We start from the raw sequence: 21,802 nt of genomic DNA on the forward strand, positions 1-21,802 counted from the left end.
TGGCATAGATGGGGAAGCGCTGCTGTTTTTTCAAGCGTAAGCCGTCAAAAATTTGACTTATGTCAAAAAACTGTGGTGGTTTGTCTCAGAATTCTGGTTTCAGTATTGTGGGCTCAGTCTGAGCTGCTTAACCAGATTAAACTGGCCTGCCGGCCGGTCTGGCCGTCCCGGCGATAGGAAAAAAACCGCTCTGGGTCAGCTACAGTGCAATACTCGCCGCCGTAAATAGCAGTGACACCGGCTGCCTGCAAGCGCAGCCGCGCCAACAGATAAATGTCAGCCAGATATTTGCCTGGATTGGACGACGGTGAAAAAGCTTCAGCAGCCTGCGCAGAGTGCGCGATAAAAGCGGCACGCACTTCGCCGCCAACTTCAAAATTCAATGGACCAATCGCCGGGCCTAACCAGGCCATCACTGCCGAAGGCTCAGGGAAATGCTGCAAAGTGGCTTCCAGCACTCCGCCACACAACCCGCGCCAGCCGGCATGTGCTGCGGCAACCCGGCTGCCGGCTTTATCACAGAACAGCACCGGCAGACAGTCTGCCGTCATCACCACTGCGGCCAAACCTTTTGTGGTGCTCACACTGGCATCGGCATCAGTCAGTTCACCTTGCCAGCTATCCAAATTCAGTACTGTGGTGCCATGAATTTGATTCAGCCAGGCCGGCTCGCGCTTAAAGCCACAATATTGTTGTAACAGCTGTCGGTTTGCCGCGACTACTGCTGCTTCGTCGCCGACATGGGTGCCGAGATTTAAACCAGCATAAACCCCGGCAGAACTGCCAAAAGGCGGTTGCTGCGCCAGACCACGGCTGGTGGACAGCGCCCGGACATTGGCCGGTGCCGGCCAGTCTGGTTGCAGGAAATCGACAGCTGCGGCGCCTTGCATCAGCTGTTGTCCATACCATGCAGCTGAGTGTCGTGACGCAGTGCCAGCGTCAGTGCAACCATATCGTCCGGCACCGGCGCATGCCATTCCATTAATTCCAGTGTGATGGGATGAGCAAAGCGCAGCATGGCCGCGTGCAGCGCCTGGCGACGGAAGCCACGTAATACTTCCAATAAAGCTTCGTCGGCTTTACGCGGTGGCCGTGGCCGGCCGGCATAGACCGGATCACCCACCAGCGGGTAGTTGATATAAGTCATATGCACGCGGATTTGGTGGGTCCGGCCGGTTTCCAGCCGCAGCCGTAAGCGCGTGTGATTACGGAATTTTTCCATCACCCGGTAGTGCGTCACCGCAGGTTTGCCGCTGGACGTCACCGCCATATGGGTGCGTTTGGTCGGGTGACGGCCAATCGGTTCATCGACCATACCGCCAGCAGTCATAGCGCCATGGACTATGGCTTCATATTCCCGCGTGATTTCGCGGTTTTGCATCATCTCGACCAGATGGGTCTGCGCCGGAATGGTTTTCGCCACCACCATCAGACCTGTGGTGTCTTTGTCGAGGCGGTGAATAATGCCGGCGCGCGGCACTTCGGCAATGCCGGGGCAATGGTGCAACAAGGCGTTGAGCAAAGTACCATCGTGATTGCCGGCACCCGGGTGCACCACTAAGCCGGCCGGTTTATTGATCACCAGAATATGTTCGTCTTCGTAAACGATATTCAATTCAATAGGTTCAGCTTCAAAACGCTCGTCTTCTTCAATCTCGGCATTGATGTCGATATGTTCGCCACCAAGCAGTTTTTCCCGTGGCGTGTCACACAGGCGGTTATTGACGTTGACCCAGCCGGCCAAAATCCACTCTTTTATCCGCGAACGCGAATAATCAGGGAACATTTCGGCCAGAACCTGATCCAAGCGTTTACCGTAAAGATGATCAGGTACTGTTTCTGTAAGTTTTATCTGTTTTGTCATGTCGGAACCGGTTATCCTCTGTGCATCGCTGCACGCTCTTTGGTAGAATCGAAAATATTCTGCCTATTTTAACGATTTTATGCAGGACTAGACAGCTAAAGGCTGCAGTCTGAGTGGGTTTTTTAATGAAAGTGAAATTTTTCTCAGTTTTAGCAGTCGCTGCACTGCTTGCCGGCTGTGCCGGTAACAAGCCAGCCGAAGAACTGGTTAACACCAATCAAACCGCCCAACAATCCTATAACGAAGCCAAAGCTGTATTAGATTCAGGCCTTTATAGCCGCGCAATCGATCTGCTGAAAGGTATGGAAAGCCGCTATCCGTTTGGTCCTATGGCCCGGCAAGTGCAGCTGGATCTGATTTTTGCTTATAACCAGTCTGGCGACATTAAGCAGTCGCTGGCCAGCATTGACCGTTTTATCCGGCTCAATCCTAATCATCCGGATCTGGACTACGTCTATTACATGCGTGGCGTCAGCAATCTGCAGTCAGATGAAAACTCCTTTCAGGAGTTTTTTGGTGTCGACCGGGCCGATCGTGATATCGCCAGCACTAAACAGGCTTTTGATGATTTCAAAATCCTGACCAACAATTATCCAAACAGCAAATATGCCGCTGCTGCCAAAACTCAGATGATCATTATCAAAGAGAAGCTGGTACGTCATGAGCTGTTAATCGCTGATTATTACAGCCGCCGTGGTGCCCATCTGGCCGCTGCCAACCGCGCCCGCTTTGTGTTGGAAACCTACCGCGATTCGCCATTAGTGCCACAAGCCTTAGCGCTGATGGTGAAAAGTTATGACGAGCTGGGCCTGACCAAGCTGCGCGACGATGCCAAAGCTGTGCTGCAACTGAACTTCCCTGATCAGCAAAGTTAAGTAAAACTCCGATGAAAAAGGCCACTCAAGTGGCCTTTTTACTATCCCGCTGCCGCAAACAACGCCTCAGAGCGCTTCCAGCGCCTCACTCAGTTTACTGACGCCAATCACCTGCATGCCTTCCGGCATTTCCTTCGGTACATTACTGTGCGGCACTATGGCACGGCGAAAACCGTGTTTCGCCGCCTCGCGCAGCCGTTCCTGGCCGCTGGGCACAGGCCGGATCTCGCCGGATAAGCCCACTTCACCAAACACTACTAAATCCATCGGCAAAGCTTTATTGCGAAAGCTCGATACCAGCGCCAGTAAAGTGGCTAAATCGGCGCCGGTTTCGCCGACCCGCACGCCACCGACCACGTTCACAAACACATCCTGGTCGGCCATCTGAATTCCGGCGTGGCGGTGCATCACCGCCAATAACATCGATAGCCGGTTTTGCTCCATGCCCACGGCGACCCGGCGTGGATTGTTCAGCGGCGAATAATCCACCAGCCCCTGAATTTCTACCAGTAGCGGCCGGGTGCCTTCCCACAACACCATCACCAGCGAACCAGGCGCTTCTTCTTTGCCGCGGTTTAAAAATATCGCTGACGGATTTTTTACTTCTTTCATACCCTGACCGGTCATGGCAAACACGCCCAGTTCATTGACGGCGCCAAAGCGGTTTTTGTTACCGCGTAAAGTGCGGTAACGGCTGTCGCTGTCGCCATCAAACATCACCGAACAGTCGATGCAATGTTCAAGCACCTTAGGGCCAGCCAGCGAGCCGTCTTTGGTGACATGGCCAACCATAATGACTGCAATATTCTGCTGTTTGGCAAAACGGGTCAGATAAGCGGCACTTTCGCGCACCTGCGACACACTACCAGGCGCTGACTGGATGTCCGCCATCTGCATGACCTGGATGGAGTCGATGACCATAATGCGCGGCTTGACGGTTAAAGCCAGATCGCAGATGGTTTCCACCTGGGTTTCAGCCAGCATTTGCAACTGATGCATCGGTAAAGCTAAACGATTGGCGCGCATCGCCACCTGCTGTAGCGATTCCTCGCCGGTAACATAAAGCGCCGGCCCCTGCCCGGCCAAATAACACATGATTTGCAACAACAAAGTGCTTTTACCAGCCCCCGGATGCCCGCCAATCAGAATGGCCGAGCCAGGCACAATACCACCGCCCAGCACCCGGTCAAATTCGGCAAAACCGGAGCTGAAGCGCGGCACTTCCTGTAAATCTACCTGATCGAGCCGGATGACTTTCGCGACTGTGGCACCGGCATAACCGCCGGCCAAACTGCGGTTATTTTTTGACGGCGCCGACATGCGGACTTCACTGATGGTATTCCAGGCACCACATTCTGTACATTGTCCTTGCCAGCGCACAAAGTCGGCGCCGCAGTCACTACAAACGTAGGCGGTTTTGGTTTTTGCCATTTTTGGCCTCAAAATTATTGATAGGCATAATAATTGCTTTTATTGTATCGATATTATCATATGCCGCTGCAGTGAAGTGGCTACACAGGACAGAATGACAACACCGGATCTCCTCCCGTATCTGGGCATCATAGAGCGGTTAAAACCCTTACTGAACAGCAATGAATTCAGTGAGGTTTTTACTATTTTGACTCAGGAGATCCCTAAACCCAAACAGTTCCTGCTGAAGATGGAATTGAAGCGCCTCGGCCAACCCTGTAATTACTACATCGATTTGCGCGGCCGCGTCGATGGCGAAGTACGGCCTTTTGAGCACGGCGGCAAAACCCATTATATGGATGACACCGCCGTCAAAGCGTTTGAGCGTGGCCTGAAGCGCTACGGCCAATACACGCTGGGCCTGTACGAAGAAGTGATGAATACCGATAACAATTATCGGGTGCGGCACAAACAGGAAACCGAACAACGCTTGCAAGCCGTGATCGCCGGCGACCCACTGGTGAATAAAGACGCCACGCCGGATGCCGAGCCGGAAGCGGACAAAGCCGGTCCGCGCATCGTGCAATTCGCCAGTTATTGCAGCCGCGGCGAAGAGCGGATGAATTTCACGATCGACATCTCGGTGGAACTGGATAACGGCGAAACCTTCCAGGCCAGCACTGTTGATTTATCAGTATCCGGCAGTAAGCTCAAAGTGCCGGGCAGCAGAAGATTACAGAGCGGGCAAAAAATTGCCCTGCATTTCACCGGTTTAGAGCAAGAGTTTGCCTTAGGGCTGTCGCAAGGTATTCCTTATCAGGTCATCGACAGTGAAGTGGTTGACCGCTCGCAGTATGTGCGGGTGAAACGCTTGCCGCTGGCTGACGAACGTGGTTTTACTGACTTTCTGAAGCAATTTATCCACGGCAATAAACGCCGCTATAAGGTCAACCTGGATAACACCCTTGATGCGGTCATAGTCAAAGGTTATGAGCAGTTTTATCTGCCACGAATCGCCTCGTTACCGGTTTTTCTGGCGGTGCGCGACGGACTGCCGGTGCCGGTCTGTGCCCTGACTACCGAAAATAACCGCCAACATGTGCAGTATTTTCAGGATGAACGACAACAATCGGTCCTGATGCAGATTTTATCCGGCAAACGGTTAAAAGCCTGCCTGCAAAAAGCACCGGCCGAGCGCGCCACCATCCTGTATTGTTTTACTCACGCCGCCAAAGGCAAACTGTATTTTTACTCAGCTACCGCTGACGAACTGGCACAGCAGCCACAGCTGCAAAGTGTGTTTTTTGGCTTTGGTGCGCAAAAGCCCAGCTGGCGGGTGTTTCATCTGGTGGTGCATCGCACCCATCCGCAGGATTCACATATTCTGCTGTCACTGCCGGATACGGCGGATCAGGAGATCCAAAAACTCAATCAGCCACCTTCCCCTATTGTGCAGCAGTTTATTCAGGAGTTTCGTTACGTCGCAGCCCTGACCGAAATCAACCACAACGAAAGTAACTTACTGTATCAGCAAATCAATTTCGATGAGTCCTTACTCGGTCAGCTGAAAATCTTTGGCCATCCCAAAGTCGACGACCTGCCGCCACTTGAAGCAGTAGCCGTACAATATGTGAACTTAAGGGCCGAAGGGCGGTTTTTATATAAAACCCGTGTCTTGCTGAAAATCAACAACCAGCAATATATCGAAGCCCATACCCGGGATTTTTCTTCGCGGGGCCTGCAGATAGAAAGCCATGAACAGGTTGCTTATCAAAAAGGTGACAAAGTGCAGTTGGCGCTGCCGGATATGCAGAAAATCTCCAGCAAATATGGCTTGCAGGAGCTTGAATACGAAGTGATGGCGGTCAGCAAAAATCAGCTGATCATGAATCTGCGGATTTTGGAGCAGAATGTGCCGCACCAGGGGCGGTTATTTTTCGAACAACTTATTAAAAACAACAGAGCCAAGCTCACCATGGCGGAAGAAACGCCGAAATTCGCCGGTCTTGGTCAGGCGCTACGTAATATGTATGTCAAAGCGCTGAACAGTTTCCCGTTTTTTATGCACCGCCACGGCATCCGTTACGATTTAAACGTGCTGGGGCAAGGTGCAGAGCCAAACAACCTGCATCGCCTGCTCGGCGTGCTGGCAGAAGATAAAACCAAACCGAATTTACAGCCACTATTAAAAAACAGTGCCACCAACCTGCATTTTGCCAATCAGCTCAAAGGTATGAAACGGCAAGATCCGCCGCGGACCTATGAAGTGTTTATCCGCTACCGGCAAAATCAGCTGAAAATGGAACAGAGTTTTGTCACTGAGTTCGATTTTGATTTAAAAACGACACAGGCCAAACACTTTTTCATTCAGGACGCTTTAGCCAATGATTTGTTATTTGCCTTTCGCATCCATTTGTCACGCACCGGCCGGCCCGACACTGAACATATCAATAAAGAGCTGAGTTACATCAGCGTCTACGCCATTCATAAAGCCAAAGTACTGGAAGAAGAGTTATGGAGTGTGGTGGGCGTTGGTGATGTCATTGATATCAGCGACGAGATTTTGTTGCGTTTTAGTATTCCAACCGAGCAAATCCAGTTGCAACAACAAAAACGCCGCAGCTTTATTCAGCAACTGGAACAAAGCGGCGGGGTTTAACCCAGCGTTTTTAGCCAGTCTGCCAGATCACGAAAATGCCCGTTTTTGGCCTGCGCCGCCGTCAGCATCGAGATATGGTCATAATCCAGCGCATCGCCCTGCGCTTTCCCTAACAAGCGAAATTGCGCGCCGGCAAGGCCGCTTTCCTGCATCAGCAGTTTGACATCCGTGGCATGTCCCAACACCTTGTCATTGACCGCAGCAAAAAACCAGGCCGGCGGCCACTGCAGCTGCTGCGCCGCCGCGCTGTAATCAAAGCCGTCGGTCGGGTCGACAAAATGGTGATGGTTTATCCAATGGATGGTATCGCGCAAGAACTGTTGTGGTTCATCGTCAGCACCCAGTTTCCACTGCTTCGCCGGCAGATAACCCCGCTTTTGAACTAACCAGGGACAAAGTTTGTTCCAGACCCAATCGACCTGTAATGTTTTTTGCCAGGAGCGTACGCTAATCCGCCTTTTGCTGCCAAAACAGATAATGGCCCGCACTTTACTGAGCAGTGCAGGCTGCCGCGCTAACGCAGCCAGCGCCACCACTCCGCCCCAGCTGTGGCAAACCAGACTGACTTTTTGCTGATGCCGCTGATAGACGTCTTCAAGCAAAGCCGGAATATCCTGACAAATCAATTGATGCTGGCTTTGGTCAAACCCAGTGCTGACATGGGGTTTGGACAGGCCGCGGCCGGCAAAATCGGCGCTGTACACCAAAAAACCCTGATCGGCGAGATAACAGCCAAGCCCTTTGCCGGAGCTGCTATAAAAAATCCGGCCATTTTCAATAGCGCCATGCAGCATCAGTACTGGCGTCGCGCTGACATGATGCGGCACCAGCGCCTTCAGATGCAGCTGATAGACGCCTTGGTCGACATAAACCGAATGCTGCTGATGCTTCATGCGGCGCTGTCAGTACAGTCGAATAAATATAATAACTGCAGTAAAGAGCCCTGCCGGATGGCATATTGCGCTTTAGCCTGCACTAACGGCTTGGCATGAAACGCCACACCAAGCCCGGCCACGGCCAGCATCGGCAGATCATTGGCGCCATCGCCGATAGCGACTGTCTGGCTGTGCGGAATATCACGCGCGCCGGCAAGCTGCTGCACCACTTGCGCTTTGACCTGCGCATCGACGATATCACCCAGCACCTGGCCGGTCAGTTTGCCATGCTGAATTTCCAGCACATTGGCAAAAGTCGCAGTTAAACCCAGCCGCTGCTGCAGTGCCTCAGTAAAATAGGTAAAACCACCGGAAGCAATCGCCACAGTCCAGTTGTACTGCAGCAGCGTCGCCACCAGCGCTTCGAGCCCAGGCATCAGCGGTAATCGTTCCAGCACTGTCGCTAACACCTGTTCAGGCGCATCTTTTAATGTCGCCACCCGCTGGCGCAGGCTTTGGGCAAAATCCAGCTCGCCGCGCATCGCGGCAGCCGTGACGGCAGCCACTTCAGGACCGACACCGGCCAATAACGCGATTTCATCAATACATTCAATCTGGATGGCGGTGCTGTCCATATCCATCACCAGCACGCCGGGTGTGGCCAGTTTTGGCTGCGACGTCTGATAGTTCAGCTCCAGCTTCAGTGTGGCGGCCTGCTCCCGCAGTTGCATCACAGTATCTGCCGTCAGTTCAGACTGCAGACGCAGCTCCAGTACCGGCGCTAAATCCGCATGCGGCTGATACAACAAAGCCAGAACCGGCTGGGCCACAATCTGCAGCAATTGGCGCAGGGCGGCCTTCGTCAGCAGGTCTGACTGCTGCGCCCAAATCCGGATCACAGCGGCGGCCGGCGTCGCGATTGACGCCGGGTTCAGTTGCAGGCCTTCAGCAGTTTCCTGCAGAAGCACCAATGGATGCTGTTGAAATAACTCAGAAAATAACTGCGTTGTTGATGGAACTGTAAGATCAGACGTCACACGACTCACGGGCGTACCTGTACTTTAAGTGGGCTGCGTGGCATTCTACCGGCATTTTTCCGGCCTTGTCAGCGGATCATCAGGACAAATGTCAGTAAAAAAACCAAAAAAATCAGCGAAAATCTGGCGCAGCGCCCAATTTATCCTGGCTGTCTGTGGATTTATCCTGTTGTTGCAGTGGTGGCAGCAGAGCAATAAACATGGCGAGCAGCTGTTTGCCGAGCAAAGCGCCGTGCTGATGCGCGAAACCCTCAAAGCCTTGGCGCAAACCTGTGCTTATTTGATTGAAAACGATCAGCTTGAAGGGCTCAAAGCGCTGACCCAGCAAATGGCATCCAATCCTTATCTGCACGACGTGGTGGTGTATGACGCCAACGGCGTGCGCCTCAGTGAATCCGCCGGCAGTGAACCGGCGCGGTTGTTATATGCGCCACAAACCCCGGACCATTTATTACCGATGGTGCAGGAAATTTACCAGGGCAATCAGCTGCTGGGTTATATCAAAATCAGCCTGAAGCAATACAGCAGCTTTGATGCAGTGAGTAAAAGCTGGCATCAGCTGATGGAACAAGTGCTGTGGATGCTGGCTTTTACCGCGTTGCTGGCGTTGATGCTGCGTGGCTCTTTGCAGGCGCTGTCGCACAAATTAGCGTCGAACAAAGCCTTACATCATGCGGCAATGGATAGCCCGGAACATCAGACCCATCAAGTCCCGCCACAAAGCTGATATAAAGCGCTAAGCCGGCAGCTGCAAAGCGCTGAGGCTGTTTTGCCACAGCGCCTCAGCCAGTACAACCGGCGATTCTGGTCGCAGTGCACAAAGCTGCTGAAACACCAATGCCAGCTGTGCGGGTGTGTTGACCTGGCCCTGGAAACCAGCCAGTGGCATCGCCGGCGCATCCGTTTCCAGCACCAATGCCGACAACGGTAGTTTTTTCACCGTGTCGCGGGTTTTCTGCGCCCGTTCATAGCTGATAGTGCCACCAATACCGAGTTTAAAACCGAGGTCTAAAAAGGCATGTGCCTGCGCCTGGCTGCCTGAAAACGCATGCAAAATACCGCCCTGGCTAAATTGCTGGCGTTTTAATTCGGCGAGTAGCGCCGGCTGGGATTTGCGGTGATGCAACACCACGGGTTTGCGCGCTTGCGCGGCAACGGCTAACTGGGCACTGAATAATGTCTGTTGCCATTGATGTAGCTGCTGAGTTGCAATCTCATCCGCTTTGACCAGCGCAAAATCCAGCCCGATCTCACCAACAGCACAAACGCTGGCTTCGGTTTGCAGCAGCTGCGCTAACAGATCAAGCTGCTCCTCTGAAGCACTTTCTGCCCACCAGGGATGAATACCCAGCGCAACGTCCAGCTGCAGCGCTGTAGTTTGTTGTAGCTGCAATAAACCATTCCAGCGCGCGGCTTCAACGGCAGGCACTAAAATACGCCGAATACCTGCGTCCATTGCAACTGCCAGAAATGCCGGCAAATCAGCGGCAAGCTCAGGTAAATCAAGATGGCAGTGGGTGTCAAAAAGTAGCATCATCAGAACCAGCAATGTTTTACTGAGTCTGCCAGATCGGCCGCGTTAAAAAAACCTGAAATGTGGAGGGGGGATCTGTACCAACCAGCTGTTTGTCGGCTGAATGTTCGCTTAAAAGGGCCAGCGTTGCCTGAAAACCAACCCAAGCTGACCCTGTCACTGATAGTCACCCCGCAATCGGTGACGCCCGCTTATGCACCACCAGTTTTAGGCTCAGGTGGGTTGGGTTTTTTGATGCGTGTGGTGTGAATGCTCACCTCAATCAGCACTTCACCGCCAGAGCCATTGAGTTGGTAAGTACGAGTCATGGTTATCACGACAATTTCACTCAAAGTAACTTCTGTCGTCACTATAGCTTCACTGCGATAGCGTCCCTCCTCAGCATTAGGCGCTGTGATTTCCATATTGCTTTGCGTTTCACCATCAGGTTGCAGTGCTGGAGCCGCCAAATCCACAGTGAACACTTTTTTAACCTGTCCCTGTGGGTCCAGCCACCGGTATATAATGGTCTGTCCTTCGCGAGACTCCGAGACACAATTTGCTGTACACAATTGATCTTCAGCATACGCAGGTTGAATAACTGTAGAACTCAGCAGTAACGCGCTGGCATACATCCACATTTTTGTCGTCTTCAATGGTCAATTCCTTATAAAAATCAAAACTGGATCACGCCCAGCCGGCGCTCTTCTCTGCGCCGCCGCCAACATAACTAAAAATCACAAAAAAAATAAACAACAATATAAAAATAATTAAACATTTTGCAATATATATAGGAAGTTCAGTACTCAACCACAGCAATGCAGGGCCAACATCGTCAGCCCTGCAGAAATAGCAGCCATCAGTGCTGGCTGCTCTCCAAAGTACTTTTTGCTTCAAGTTGCTGCTTGCGCCGCTCTTTCTGGCTTTCCAAATCCTGCCGCTGTTGCTGCACCGCGGAAGCCGGTGTTGGCATCGGTTTACGTGGCAGCTTTTTGTCGGCCATCGCCGCTTCGTACAGGAAACCGGCCATGATCACCGACGCCTGCTTCAGGTCATCTTCAATCACATGGTCAATCGAATCGATGTGAGTGTGATGCAGCCGGGTGCTGTAATCGAGCGGGTCCTGAATAAACTGGAAGCCCGGTAAACCGACGTCATCAAAGGATTCATGGTCAGTGCCGCCGGTCGAACGTGGTGATACGGTGCCATTGCTTAAATCCATGTATGGGCCAAACCAGTCGGTAAAAATAGGTTTCACCGCCACGTTGCCTTCAGTGTAAATGCCACGGAAGCGGCCACTGCCGTTATCCATGTTCAGGTAAACCGACAGCTTGTCGTAGCCGGCTTTTGGCGCAATAGGCCAGCCCGGGCTTGACCACAAATAACGTGGTAATGCTTTTTCCGCCGGATCAGTTGGTGCCGGGCGACTGGCCAGGAAGTCGTTCACATAAGCACGCGAGCCATACAGGCCCTGCTCTTCACCGGACCAGAGCGCAATACGGATAGTGCGTTTTGGCTTGATGTTCAGTTTGGACAGAATACGCACCGCTTCCATCGCCACCGCCACGCCAGCGCCGTTATCGACGGCACCGTCACTGGCGTGCCAGGAATCCAGATGCGCACCAACCATTACCACTTCGCCGTTTTTATCGGTGCCCGGAATTTCGGCAATAGTGTTGTAGGCGTTTTTGTCGTCATCGTGGAACTGCGCTTTGATATCCAGCGTCAGCTGCGGCTGCTCTTTGCGGTCCAGCATCCGTAACAGCTGACCATAGTCTTCCTGCTCGATGATGATCGCCGGCACGCCAAAGGTTTCGCCGATTTTGTGTGATTTACCAAACACCCGTACCAGACCGCCCTGTCGGCTGGAGCGGTAGATGACACCAGCCGCCTGTTCTTTAACTAAAAAGGCACTGAGCGCTTTATTAAACTGATACGCTTGTTTGCGACTGGCACGCAGCGCTTTGGTCATGGCCGATTCGTAGCTTGGTCGCGCCCCGACGTCCGCATCTTTTAAGGTATTGAGTTTGTCGCTGCCAAGCCGTTCAAAAATGATGGTATTTGGCGGTTCAATTTTCAGATCCTCGCCCATCATCAGATATTTACCGCGTAATTTGCCGGCATACTGGGCAAGTTCTGCTTCGGTGTTGACGTCAAACATCATCACTTCGCCAGCCACCGGCCCATTGGTGCCCGGTGTCCAGGCCACCGGAATACCGTGCAGCGACACAGTCCGTGGTGCCGTCAGCGCAATGCTCGATGCCGAAGAGCTCCAGCCGCGACCAAATTCAAAGGCGTGTAATTGCGCATTTTTCAGGCCCCAGCTTTGCAGCTGCTCTTGAGTCCAGTGATTGGCCGCCGTCATTTGCGGCGACGCGGTCAGGCGCGGCCCAATGTTGTCGGTCAGATATTCCAGCGTGTGCAGCACTTCACTTTGATACAGGCCTTCATGACGGATTTTATTCGCCACATCCAAATCGGCAGCCAGCACTTGTGATACCGCCAGAGCCAGTACCGATACGGCAGCCTTATTTAACATTCGTTGCATAACCATGTTCCCGCATATTTTTTGTTGTTGCGATTCAGCCTTGTATTGCGACAAGGTGTTCCGTGACGCTGCACCTGCTAGTTGATGATTTTTTCGGAACAGCTTTAGCAGACTCAGCCAGCGAGACCAGTAAGGCAACGGCTTTGCGGTCAACACAGTATTTACAACGATAATCCGCCGACAGATTGCCGGCGGAGTTCATCAATCCAGTCGCTTGCGAAATTGCAATGTCGCCAGGGTCATGCCAACCAGAATAAAAGCCGCTAACACCATGATATCGCTAAGTAGCGCCGTCCAGTGCGCATCCCGCAGCACCACGGCCCGCACCAGCCGGACATAGTGGGTGGCCGGCAATAATTCGGCGATATATTGCGCCGGTTTTGGCATCGCCACATAAGGAAACATAAAACCAGACAATAAAATCGACGGCAGCAGAATAAACACTGTCAGTTGCATCGCCTGCAGCTGAGTTTGTGCTTTGGTTGAAATCAATAATCCCAGGGTCAGACTGGCCAGAATAAATAACAGAGTCACCAGCCATAACGACGGCCACTGCTCAGGTAACGGCACGGCAAAAAGGCCGTGGCCAAGGCCCAAAATAATCGCCACCTGCAATAAACCAATGGCGATGTAAGGCAGAATTTTCCCCAGCATCAGCTCGAGCGGCCGGATAGGCGTATTGATCAAAAACTCCATATTGCCCTGCTCGCGCTCGCGCACTATGGCGGCCGAGGTAAACAGGATCATCGTCATGGTCAGGATCACCGCAATTAAGCCTGGCACTATGTTGACCGCAGTACGCCGCTCCGGATTGTAAAAATTCACCACCTCAAATAACGCACTTGGCGGTACCGACGCTTCGCGATGTGTGGGCGAAAGCTGCGGCAGCGGCATCTGGCGCAAAGCGTTCACGGCATTGCCAAGCATCGGATCTGAGCCGTCGGTGATCCACTGCGCAACAGCTCTGCCACCGCCGCGCCGGCGTTCGTCCAGCCGGCGATTAAAGTCGGCCGGGATCACTAAAATCGCATGAACCTGCCCGGCCGTCAGTGCTGCTTTAGCTTTGCTGATATTGGTAAAACCCGGTACAAAACGCACTGCCTGCGACGCCTGAACATCGGCGACGAACTGTCGGGCCGCACTGCTGCCGCTTTGCTCAACCAGCGCAGCCGGCACCTGGCGCACGTCAGTGTTGATGGCATAACCAAATAACATCAGTTGCACCAGCGGGATCATCACTATCATGGCAAAGGTGATGCGATCGCGCGCTAACTGCCAGATCTCTTTACGAAAAATCGCGTGAATGCGAGACAGACTCAGCATATGCAGCTCCGGTATTGGCAACAAAAACATCTTCCAGCGAAGGGCGGACTGGCTCGCATTGATAAACAAGGCTGAGTTGCTGGCGCAAGGTCGCGACCGTCCAGCCGGCAGATTTGTAGACTAATAGCCGCAGTGACTGGCCTATCTGCGCCGCCGACATGATTTGCGGCCAGCGCAGCACTTGTTGGCGCAACTGCCGTAAGTCGGGCCCGCAGACTTCATAAACGTCCGCCGGCATCTGCGCCATTAAATCGGCCGGACTGCCGTCGGCGCGTTTTTCGCCGCGCTCCAGGATCGCCAGGCGGTGACAACGTTCGGCCTCGTCCATGTAATGGGTCGAGACTAAAATCGTCGTGCCGGCGTCACTTAAATCAAACAACCGCTCCCAGAATTCGCGGCGGTTTTCCGGGTCGACCGCCGACGTCGGTTCATCGAGAAATAACAATGCCGGCTGATGCATCGTCGCCGCAGCCAAAGCCAGCCGCTGTTTCTGGCCACCACTTAAACTGCCAGCCCTCACCTGCTGCTTATCTTCCAGCTGATATAAATCCAATAATTGCCGGATGCGCAGCGGCCGCTCGCGTCGCGGTAACTGATAAATGCCAGCGACAAACTGCAGGTTTTCCAGCACCGTTAAATTGTCGTATAACGAAAACTTCTGCGTCATGTAACCAATGCGCTGGCGCAACACATCGGCCTGCCGCGGCAGTTCCAGCCCCAACACTTGAATAGAGCCGCTGCTTGGCGTTAACAACCCGGTCAGCATGCGGATCGACGTTGATTTGCCACAGCCATTGGGGCCGAGAAAACCATAAATACAACCGGTGGGGATTTGTAGGTCCAGCTGATTGACCGCCAGATAATCACCAAAACGCCGGCTCATCCCCTGCACATCAATGGCCAGCATCATTGACCTCCTGCAGTGGCAGTTGTACCGGCACACCAGTGGGCAGTGTGACATCTGTGTTTAAGCTGATTTCAGTGACATACATCAGCTGGGCCCGCTCGGCCTGATGCAGGGCAAAATAAGGTGTAAAGCTGGCTTCAGTCGCAATTTTGCGTACAGTGCCGGCCATAGCCTGTGGCTGCCCGTCCGCATAAATCTGCACCTGCTGACCAGGTTTAAATTGCGCCAGCGCCGTTTCCGGTAAATACACTCTGGCATAAGGCGCGCTGTCGGCAGCGATCACCGCGAGCACTGCACCTTGTGGCACCCGCTCACCAATATGGTACGGCAGGTCTTCCAATACACCATCACGACTGGCGACCAGAGTTAAATCCGCCAGCAGCTTCAGTTCAACATTCAGTGACTGCTGCGCGCTTTGAAGCGCAAACCGGGCCTGACTGACTTGTTCTGGCCGGCTGCCGGCCTGCAGCTCCTGTAACTGCTGCGCCGCATCGGCATACTGCGCGCGGGCGACTTGGCTGCTGAGTTCTGCGGCATCGAGTTCAGCCTGCGCAATGAGGCGCTGCTGACGTAACTGGCTGGCCCTGTTGCGCTGACGTTCACTGTCAGCAAGTCTGAGCTTCGCCTGTTCCAGCCGCGCCGCCGCGGCAGCGATTTGCTCAGCTCTATTACCCTGTAGCAGCAAGTCCAGCGCGGCCTGCGCGCGGTGCACTTCAGCGCTGGCTTTATCAACTTTCAGTTGTTGTAACCGCGGGTCCAGCTGCAACAGCACCTGACCAGCTTTGACGGTGCTGCCTTCCTGCGCAGACTGCGTCAGGATCAATTCTGTTGCCGGTGCCGTGAGCAGCACCCGCTCTCGCTCCAGGGTGCCAAAAGCCGACGGGGGCTCTTGCGGCTGGCAGGCCGTCAGCACAGCACAAAAACTTAATAAAATCAGGTTACGCATCAGTGTCTCCGGTGAGGATGTCTTCGCAAGGGGTGTTATCGTGAGCTGGGGTTGGCAACAAGCCATGACGCAGCACATGGCGCTGGTGGTCTGCCAGTTGTTGCAGGAATTCCGGCGTCAGTTCCAGCCCTAGTGCCTGTTTCATAAAAGGTGGAATGACAAAAGGGAAAATCGCCAGACTAAAACAGCTCAGCAATGCATTAAACGGCAACATACCTGGTTGCAGCTGGCCGGGTGCGCTCAGCACTTGCGCCAGATTACTGAGCATCTGCTGGACAAAACCAGCAAATACCCGGCTGACAATCTGATATTCCGCCGAATCCACATTATGCAGCGCGCGGAAGATTAACGTCGGTAACAACGGATGCGGCGCCATCACGGCATAATAAGCGGCGACTATGGCCGCCGGGTCGCGCAGCTCAGCCAGCCGCGCCTGCTGCTGGGCTAATTGCAGCAAAGGCGCGATGGTTTCGCGCAGCATCGCCTCAAACAAACCGGCTTTGTCGACAAAGTAATAGCGGATCATGCCGGCATTGACGCCTGCGGCCTGTGCAATCATCCGCGTGGTGACACGCTCATAGCCCAGCTCAGAAAATAACAGCCGGGCCTGCACCAGCAGATCGTGCCTGGTGTTGCTCTGCTGCGTCGCAGCGGCCGGCCGTCCGGCTTTGATATTCATCAGCAAGTCTCCAAATTATCCAGCTGATGAATATGCTAGTCGCAGGTGACATTTTAAGCGATGAGATTAATTCTCCGGCGGGGCCGGTTTTGGATAAGGAGCGGCTTTTGAATGACCACCGGCGGGCGTTAAACCGCCGTTCTTTCAATCGATGGGCGCGTAAGCCAAACGGCTTTATCCAACCGGTAAAACACTGTGGCGCGCGCCGCACCTGTTGGTGCAGTGGTTTCGGTATGGCTATAAACCGCGCCTAATTTTTCCACGGCGCGGCGAGATCGCAGATTGTGTGCACCGACATGGAACCAGACCCCATCTGCAAAACTAAAGGCATGATCCAACATCAGCTGTTTCAGTTCAGTATTGGTCGAGCCGCCCCAGCGCGAACGCACTAAAAAGGTGTAGCCTATCGCCACCTCGCGTTTTGCTGCATCAAACTCGTAATAGCGGCTGGTGCCGAGCACTTCGCCGCTTCGTTTGTCGCAAATCAGATAAGCGCCGCCGCTGGCCAGGCCGCCGTCAAATACCGGCTTGAATACCTCAGGTTTGTAGCGTTCAGGTTCCGGGTGCAAAGTCCAAATCTGCGGGTCGCTGGCGGCCTGCATCAGCGCCGGCCAATGTTCAGTTTGTAACGGAATTAAACGCAGGGTCGGGCCCGTTAAGACTTGTTGCAGAAGGTTCACAATGTAAATCCGGTGCTGAAAACTGCACCGAGCTTAAGGCGAAAACGGCGCGGCTATCAAGAGCGGCGCCGTAAACTATGCGTTGACTGAAAGGTACAACTAGTCAGATGGCAGCATCAAGGGCAAAGCCGCTCGATGCTCCAGTGACCATCGGCTTGTTTGCTATACATAAAACGGTCGTGCAGCCGGTGTTCACCGCCCTGCCAGAATTCGATTTTATGTGGTTTGACTAAAAACCCGCCCCAGAAACTCGGCACCGGAATTTCGCCGTGCTCAAATTTATGTTTAATCTCAGCGAATTTTTGCATCAGCGCCAGACGCGTCGACACCGGCCGGCTTTGCTCAGAAGCCCAGGCCGCCAGCTGACTTTCTTTCGGTCTTGAGGTGAAATAATGCAACACCTGCGACGTTGGTACGCGCTCGGCCGTGCCATAGACAATGACCTGCCGCTCCAGCGGATGCCAGGGAAAATGCAGACAGACTTTCGGATTGCCAGCGAGCTCCTGTGCTTTGCGGCTACCCAGATTGGTATAAAACACAAAACCATTGCTGTTGACATCTTTCAATAGCACCAGCCGCTGTGATGGTTGACCGTCAGCATCCACGCTGGCGACACACATGGCCGTCGGATCCGGCAGTTCGGCGGCGATGGCGTCTTTCAGCCAGGCTTCAAACTGCACAAAAGGATCGGCGTTTAACTTATCCAGATCCAATTTATCTTTGACATAACTACGGCGGATATCCGCGACATTAACGCTCATACAGATTTCCTCAGAATAAAAAGACAAAGGGCCGGTATCGACCGAATACCAGCCAGCTCAGCTGACTGGTACTATTTTTTGCTTTCAATGAACTTTCAAAGGCGAGCTGTGCTGGCAAAAAAAGCAGACCGTCAGCCGCAGGGACAGCGGATGACGAGCCTACAAGGATGTATTCACGGCGTGTCTGCGTTTTGCTGGCACAGCCGCTGGGGACTTCCTATTCACCGTTTTGAACCAATTTGCTTAAATGACCGGTAATACCGGTATCGACCGCCCTTTTACTGTTACATCCGCTCCATCACATCGATGCCAAGCAGGTCCAGGCCTTTGGCCAGCAATTTCGCCACCAGAATGCTCAGCATTAAACGGCTGTCGCGCAGCGCTGGTTCAATGCCGTCTTTTAAAATCGGACAAGCTTCATAGAAGCTCATGTACTGGCTCGCCAGTTCGTACAGGTAATTACACAGCAGGTTTGGCTGGGCGTCTTTCATCACCTGCTGCAGCGTTTCTTCAAACTGCAGCACTTTGAGCGCCAGTTGTTTTTCCTGTTGCTCGGCCAGAATTAATGGCGCACTGAAGCTGTCGCTGATGCCGGCGCGGCGCACAATACTGCTGACGCGGGTATAAGCATATTGCAGGTAAGGTGCCGTGGCACCTTCAAAGCTCAGCATCGCATCCCAGCTGAAGATGTAGTCTGAAGTACGGTTTTTCGACAAATCGGCGAATTTCACCGCGCCAATCCCAACTTTACGCGCCACTTCAGCAATTTCTTCTGCTGTCAGTTCAGTCGATTTGCCTTTTACTACGGCTTCAGCACGCACCACGGCTTCTTCCAGCAATTCGGCTAGTTTGACAGTGCCACCGGTGCGGGTTTTAAACGGTTTGCCGTCTTCACCCATCATAGTACCGAACGGGCAATGCTCATAAGCAGTTTCCGCCCGCAGCAAACCGGCTTTACGTGCCACCAGCTCCACTTGCTTAAAGTGCAGCGCCTGACGGGCGTCGGTGAAAATAATGATGCGGTCGACGTTTAACTCATGGCTGCGATACTGGCAGGCTGCCAGATCCGTGGTGGCATACAAAAAGCCACCGCCGGTTTTCTGGATAATAAAAGGCGACGGATTACCTTCTTTGTCGGCCAGTTCCTGCAGGAACACCACTAAAGCGCCTTGATCTTCCACCGCAATACCACGGGCTTTTAAATCATCAACAATCGGCTGCAACATCGGGTTATAGGCCGACTCCGGCTTAATGTGGTCATGACCTAAAGTGACATTTAAGGTGCGGTAGACTTCTTCGCTGTGTTTGACTGAAGTGTCGATAAACAGCTGCCACAGTTTTTGACAATGCGCGTCGCCGCCTTGCAGTTTCACCACGTAATCGCGCGATTTGTCAGCAAAACCAGCTTCATCGTCAAAACGTTTTTTCGCTTCGCGGTAGAAATCCTCTAAATCTGCCAGCGCGACAGTTTCTAAATCCACACCGGCGGCCAGTTTGTCTTCCAGATGCGCGATCAACATGCCAAATTGCGTGCCCCAATCGCCCATGTGGTTTTGCCGGATGACGTTGTCACCCCAGAATTCCAGCGCGCGCACCACTGCGTCACCAATAATGGTCGAACGCAGGTGACCGACATGCATTTCTTTGGCGAGGTTTGGTGCTGAGTAATCAACGACCACTGTTTGCGGCGCTGTGTTGGCGCTGACGCCCAAACGTGGGTCAGCAACTGCCTGCTGCAGCTGAGTCGCCAGCCAGTCTGGTTTTAACGTCACGTTGATAAAACCCGGGCCGGCGATTTCGACTTTATCAGCGATATCATGAAGTTCCAGCACATCCACCAACTGCTGCGCCAAAGCGCGTGGGTTGGTTTTTAATAACTTGGCAGCGGCCATGGCGCCGTTAATCTGGTAATCGCCAAATTCCACTTTCGTGCTTTGTGTCACCGCGGTATTGGTGTCCGCCGGCAAACCGACTTTGATCATCGCGGCCTGCGTTTTTGCGGCCAATAACTGTTTGATATTCATCTTAAATCCTGTGTAAAACCTTGTAATTAACCGGCGTGCGCGTGTTCACGGGTTTTATGGAAGCGAATTTTCGGGTGCCGCTCCATCGATAAATTCAGGTTCACCATAGTCGGGGCCAGGTAACTTAAGTTATCCCCGCCATCCAGCGCCAGGTTGATGCTGGCTTTGTTTTTAAATTCTTCCAGCGCTTTAGCATCGTCAGAGTACACCCAACGCGCCGTGCTGACGTTGACGCTCTCGTAAATCGCATCCACGTTATATTCAGATTTTAACCGGTGTACGACGACGTCAAACTGCAGCACACCAACGGCGCCAACAATCAAGTCGTTATTATCGAGCGGGCGGAACACCTGCACCGCGCCTTCTTCAGATAATTGCACCAGGCCTTTTAACAATTGCTTTTGTTTCAGCGGGTCACGCAGGCGGATACGGCGGAACAGCTCAGGCGCGAAGTTTGGAATCCCGGTAAAAGTAAATTTTTCGCCGGCGGTAAAAGTGTCACCAATCTGAATAGTGCCGTGGTTGTGTAAACCGATGATATCGCCTGGGAACGCTTCTTCGACGTGCGCGCGATCGCCCGCGAGGAACGTCAGTGCATGCGGCACCAGCACATCTTTACCGATGCGCACATGGTGCATTTTCATGCCTTTTTCGTACTTGCCGGAACAGATACGTAAAAACGCCACGCGGTCGCGGTGTTTCGGGTCCATATTGGCCTGAATTTTAAACACGAAGCCGGAAAAGCCTGCTTCAGTTGGTTCAACAGTGCGGCCCGTCGTCGCGCGGTGCTGCGGCGCCGGCGCCCATTCTGTCAGGCCATCCAGCATATGGTCGACACCGAAGTTACCCAGTGCAGTACCGAAAAACACCGGCGTTAATTCGCCTTTTAAAAACGCCTCGCGGTCAAATTCATGGCTGGCGCCTTGCACCAGTTCCATTTGCTCGCGCAGGTCCGCGGCAAAATAACCAATCCGGGCATCGAGTTCCGGATTGTTGATGTCTTTGATGATGTCAACTTCCTGGATGGTGTGACCGAGACCGGATTTATAAAAAATCACTTCATCGCGCAGGATGTGGTACACGCCCTTAAATTCTTTGCCAGAGCCAATAGGCCAGGTGATAGGGGCGCAGGCGATTTTAAGGACGCTTTCCACTTCATCAAGTAAATCAATCGGATCGCGGATATCACGGTCCATTTTGTTCATAAAAGTGATAATTGGTGTGTCGCGTAAGCGGGTGACTTCCATCAATTTGATGGTGCGCTCTTCAACACCCTTAGCACCATCGATCACCATCAGACAGCTGTCGACTGCGGTCAGCGTGCGGTAGGTATCTTCAGAGAAGTCTTCGTGACCCGGCGTATCGAGCAGGTTAACCAGACAATCGGCATACGGGAACTGCATCACAGAAGTGGTCACCGAAATACCGCGCTCTTTCTCCATTTCCATCCAGTCAGACGTGGCGTACTGACCAGATTTTTTGCCTTTGACGGTACCGGCTTTTTGAATTAACTGCCCGAATAACAACACTTTTTCGGTGATAGTCGTTTTACCGGCGTCGGGGTGAGAGATGATCGCAAAGGTTCTGCGTGTACTGACTTCCTGAAGAAATTCTGCGCTGGCCATGCCTGAGTGAGTTCCGAAGTTAAGCTAAATGGGCGGCCGGTTCTGGCACAGTGCGAGACTGGGTACCGGGTCCGGC

19 protein-coding genes are annotated in these 21,802 nt (G+C 53.2%); 3 read left to right on the top strand and 16 right to left on the bottom strand.

From position 1 onward, the window contains the following. Window positions 1-113: 113 nt before the first annotated feature. Complete coding sequence (pgeF, locus tag ABNT34_RS15780) at window positions 114-890, bottom strand: peptidoglycan editing factor PgeF (protein ID WP_348733311.1); 777 nt, start codon at window positions 888-890, stop codon at window positions 114-116. After that, window positions 890-1,864: a 23S rRNA pseudouridine(1911/1915/1917) synthase RluD gene (gene rluD / locus ABNT34_RS15785; RefSeq protein WP_348733313.1), complete on the bottom strand. Its 975-nt coding sequence runs from the start codon at window positions 1,862-1,864 to the stop codon at window positions 890-892. The genes pgeF and rluD overlap by 1 nt, the downstream gene beginning before the upstream one ends. 125 nt (window positions 1,865-1,989) lie before the next feature. Between rluD and ABNT34_RS15790 the strand changes: the two genes are divergently transcribed. Next, entirely contained in the window at window positions 1,990-2,739 is a 750-nt protein-coding gene (locus ABNT34_RS15790; protein ID WP_348733315.1) for an outer membrane protein assembly factor BamD, read from the top strand. A 66-nt stretch (window positions 2,740-2,805) separates the two neighbouring features. Here the strand turns inward: ABNT34_RS15790 and radA are convergent, their stop codons facing one another. Then, complete coding sequence (gene radA, locus ABNT34_RS15795) at window positions 2,806-4,170, bottom strand: DNA repair protein RadA (RefSeq protein ID WP_348733317.1); 1,365 nt, start codon at window positions 4,168-4,170, stop codon at window positions 2,806-2,808. A gap of 94 nt (window positions 4,171-4,264) precedes the next feature. Here radA and ABNT34_RS15800 point away from each other — a divergent pair, with 94 nt between their 5' ends. Further along, window positions 4,265-6,808: a PilZ domain-containing protein gene (locus ABNT34_RS15800; RefSeq protein ID WP_348733319.1), complete on the top strand. Its 2,544-nt coding sequence runs from the start codon at window positions 4,265-4,267 to the stop codon at window positions 6,806-6,808. Here the strand turns inward: ABNT34_RS15800 and ABNT34_RS15805 are convergent. Further along, window positions 6,805-7,701: an alpha/beta fold hydrolase gene (locus ABNT34_RS15805; RefSeq protein WP_348733321.1), complete on the bottom strand. Its 897-nt coding sequence runs from the start codon at window positions 7,699-7,701 to the stop codon at window positions 6,805-6,807. The two genes, ABNT34_RS15800 and ABNT34_RS15805, sit on opposite strands and share 4 nt — an antisense overlap. After that, window positions 7,698-8,651, bottom strand: coding sequence for a phosphoserine phosphatase SerB (gene serB / locus ABNT34_RS15810; protein ID WP_348733323.1), 954 nt, complete (start codon window positions 8,649-8,651; stop codon window positions 7,698-7,700). The genes ABNT34_RS15805 and serB overlap by 4 nt, the downstream gene beginning before the upstream one ends. 157 nt (window positions 8,652-8,808) lie before the next feature. On the opposite strand from serB, the gene ABNT34_RS15815 reads away from it, so the two are divergent. After that, window positions 8,809-9,447 (top strand): AhpA/YtjB family protein, encoded by a 639-nt coding sequence (locus ABNT34_RS15815; protein WP_348733325.1) that lies wholly within the window; start codon window positions 8,809-8,811, stop codon window positions 9,445-9,447. A gap of 9 nt (window positions 9,448-9,456) precedes the next feature. Here the strand turns inward: ABNT34_RS15815 and ABNT34_RS15820 are convergent, their stop codons facing one another. From ABNT34_RS15820 to prfC, 11 genes are all read right to left on the bottom strand, one after another. Continuing rightward, window positions 9,457-10,254 carry a TatD family hydrolase gene (locus tag ABNT34_RS15820; RefSeq protein WP_348733327.1) on the bottom strand — a complete coding sequence of 266 codons (798 nt, stop codon included), beginning with the start codon at window positions 10,252-10,254 and terminating at the stop codon, window positions 9,457-9,459. Window positions 10,255-10,445: 191 nt separating this feature from the next. Continuing rightward, on the bottom strand, window positions 10,446-10,889 hold the full coding sequence (locus ABNT34_RS15825) for a hypothetical protein (RefSeq protein WP_348733329.1): 444 nt from the start codon (window positions 10,887-10,889) through the stop codon (window positions 10,446-10,448). A 203-nt stretch (window positions 10,890-11,092) separates the two neighbouring features. Continuing rightward, on the bottom strand, window positions 11,093-12,781 hold the full coding sequence (locus ABNT34_RS15830; RefSeq protein WP_348733331.1) for a M20/M25/M40 family metallo-hydrolase: 1,689 nt from the start codon (window positions 12,779-12,781) through the stop codon (window positions 11,093-11,095). A gap of 201 nt (window positions 12,782-12,982) precedes the next feature. Beyond that, window positions 12,983-14,104, bottom strand: coding sequence for an ABC transporter permease (locus ABNT34_RS15835; protein WP_348733333.1), 1,122 nt, complete (start codon window positions 14,102-14,104; stop codon window positions 12,983-12,985). Then, on the bottom strand, window positions 14,067-15,011 hold the full coding sequence (locus ABNT34_RS15840; RefSeq protein WP_348733335.1) for an ABC transporter ATP-binding protein: 945 nt from the start codon (window positions 15,009-15,011) through the stop codon (window positions 14,067-14,069). Before ABNT34_RS15840 ends, ABNT34_RS15835 begins: the two co-directional genes overlap by 38 nt. Then, on the bottom strand, window positions 14,998-15,957 hold the full coding sequence (locus ABNT34_RS15845) for an HlyD family efflux transporter periplasmic adaptor subunit (RefSeq protein ID WP_348733337.1): 960 nt from the start codon (window positions 15,955-15,957) through the stop codon (window positions 14,998-15,000). Before ABNT34_RS15845 ends, ABNT34_RS15840 begins: the two co-directional genes overlap by 14 nt. After that, window positions 15,950-16,636, bottom strand: coding sequence for a TetR/AcrR family transcriptional regulator (locus ABNT34_RS15850; RefSeq protein ID WP_348733339.1), 687 nt, complete (start codon window positions 16,634-16,636; stop codon window positions 15,950-15,952). Before ABNT34_RS15850 ends, ABNT34_RS15845 begins: the two co-directional genes overlap by 8 nt. A 128-nt stretch (window positions 16,637-16,764) precedes the next feature. Beyond that, the gene (locus ABNT34_RS15855; RefSeq protein ID WP_348733340.1) at window positions 16,765-17,316 is read right to left on the bottom strand and encodes a GNAT family N-acetyltransferase; all 552 of its coding nucleotides are present in this window, start codon (window positions 17,314-17,316) and stop codon (window positions 16,765-16,767) included. Between the two features lie 116 nt (window positions 17,317-17,432). Further along, window positions 17,433-18,077 carry a pyridoxamine 5'-phosphate oxidase gene (gene pdxH / locus ABNT34_RS15860; RefSeq protein WP_348733342.1) on the bottom strand — a complete coding sequence of 215 codons (645 nt, stop codon included), beginning with the start codon at window positions 18,075-18,077 and terminating at the stop codon, window positions 17,433-17,435. 284 nt (window positions 18,078-18,361) lie between these two features. Then, entirely contained in the window at window positions 18,362-20,101 is a 1,740-nt protein-coding gene (gene argS / locus ABNT34_RS15865) for an arginine--tRNA ligase (protein WP_348733344.1), read from the bottom strand. 26 nt (window positions 20,102-20,127) lie between these two features. Then, window positions 20,128-21,726, bottom strand: a complete 1,599-nt coding sequence (prfC, locus tag ABNT34_RS15870) for a peptide chain release factor 3 (protein WP_348733346.1) — start codon at window positions 21,724-21,726, stop codon at window positions 20,128-20,130. Window positions 21,727-21,802: the final 76 nt, after the last annotated feature.

Origin of the sequence: Rheinheimera texasensis, from assembly GCF_964031785.1 — a bacterium.
In the GTDB taxonomy this organism is placed as follows: domain Bacteria; phylum Pseudomonadota; class Gammaproteobacteria; order Enterobacterales; family Alteromonadaceae; genus Pararheinheimera; species Pararheinheimera texasensis_A.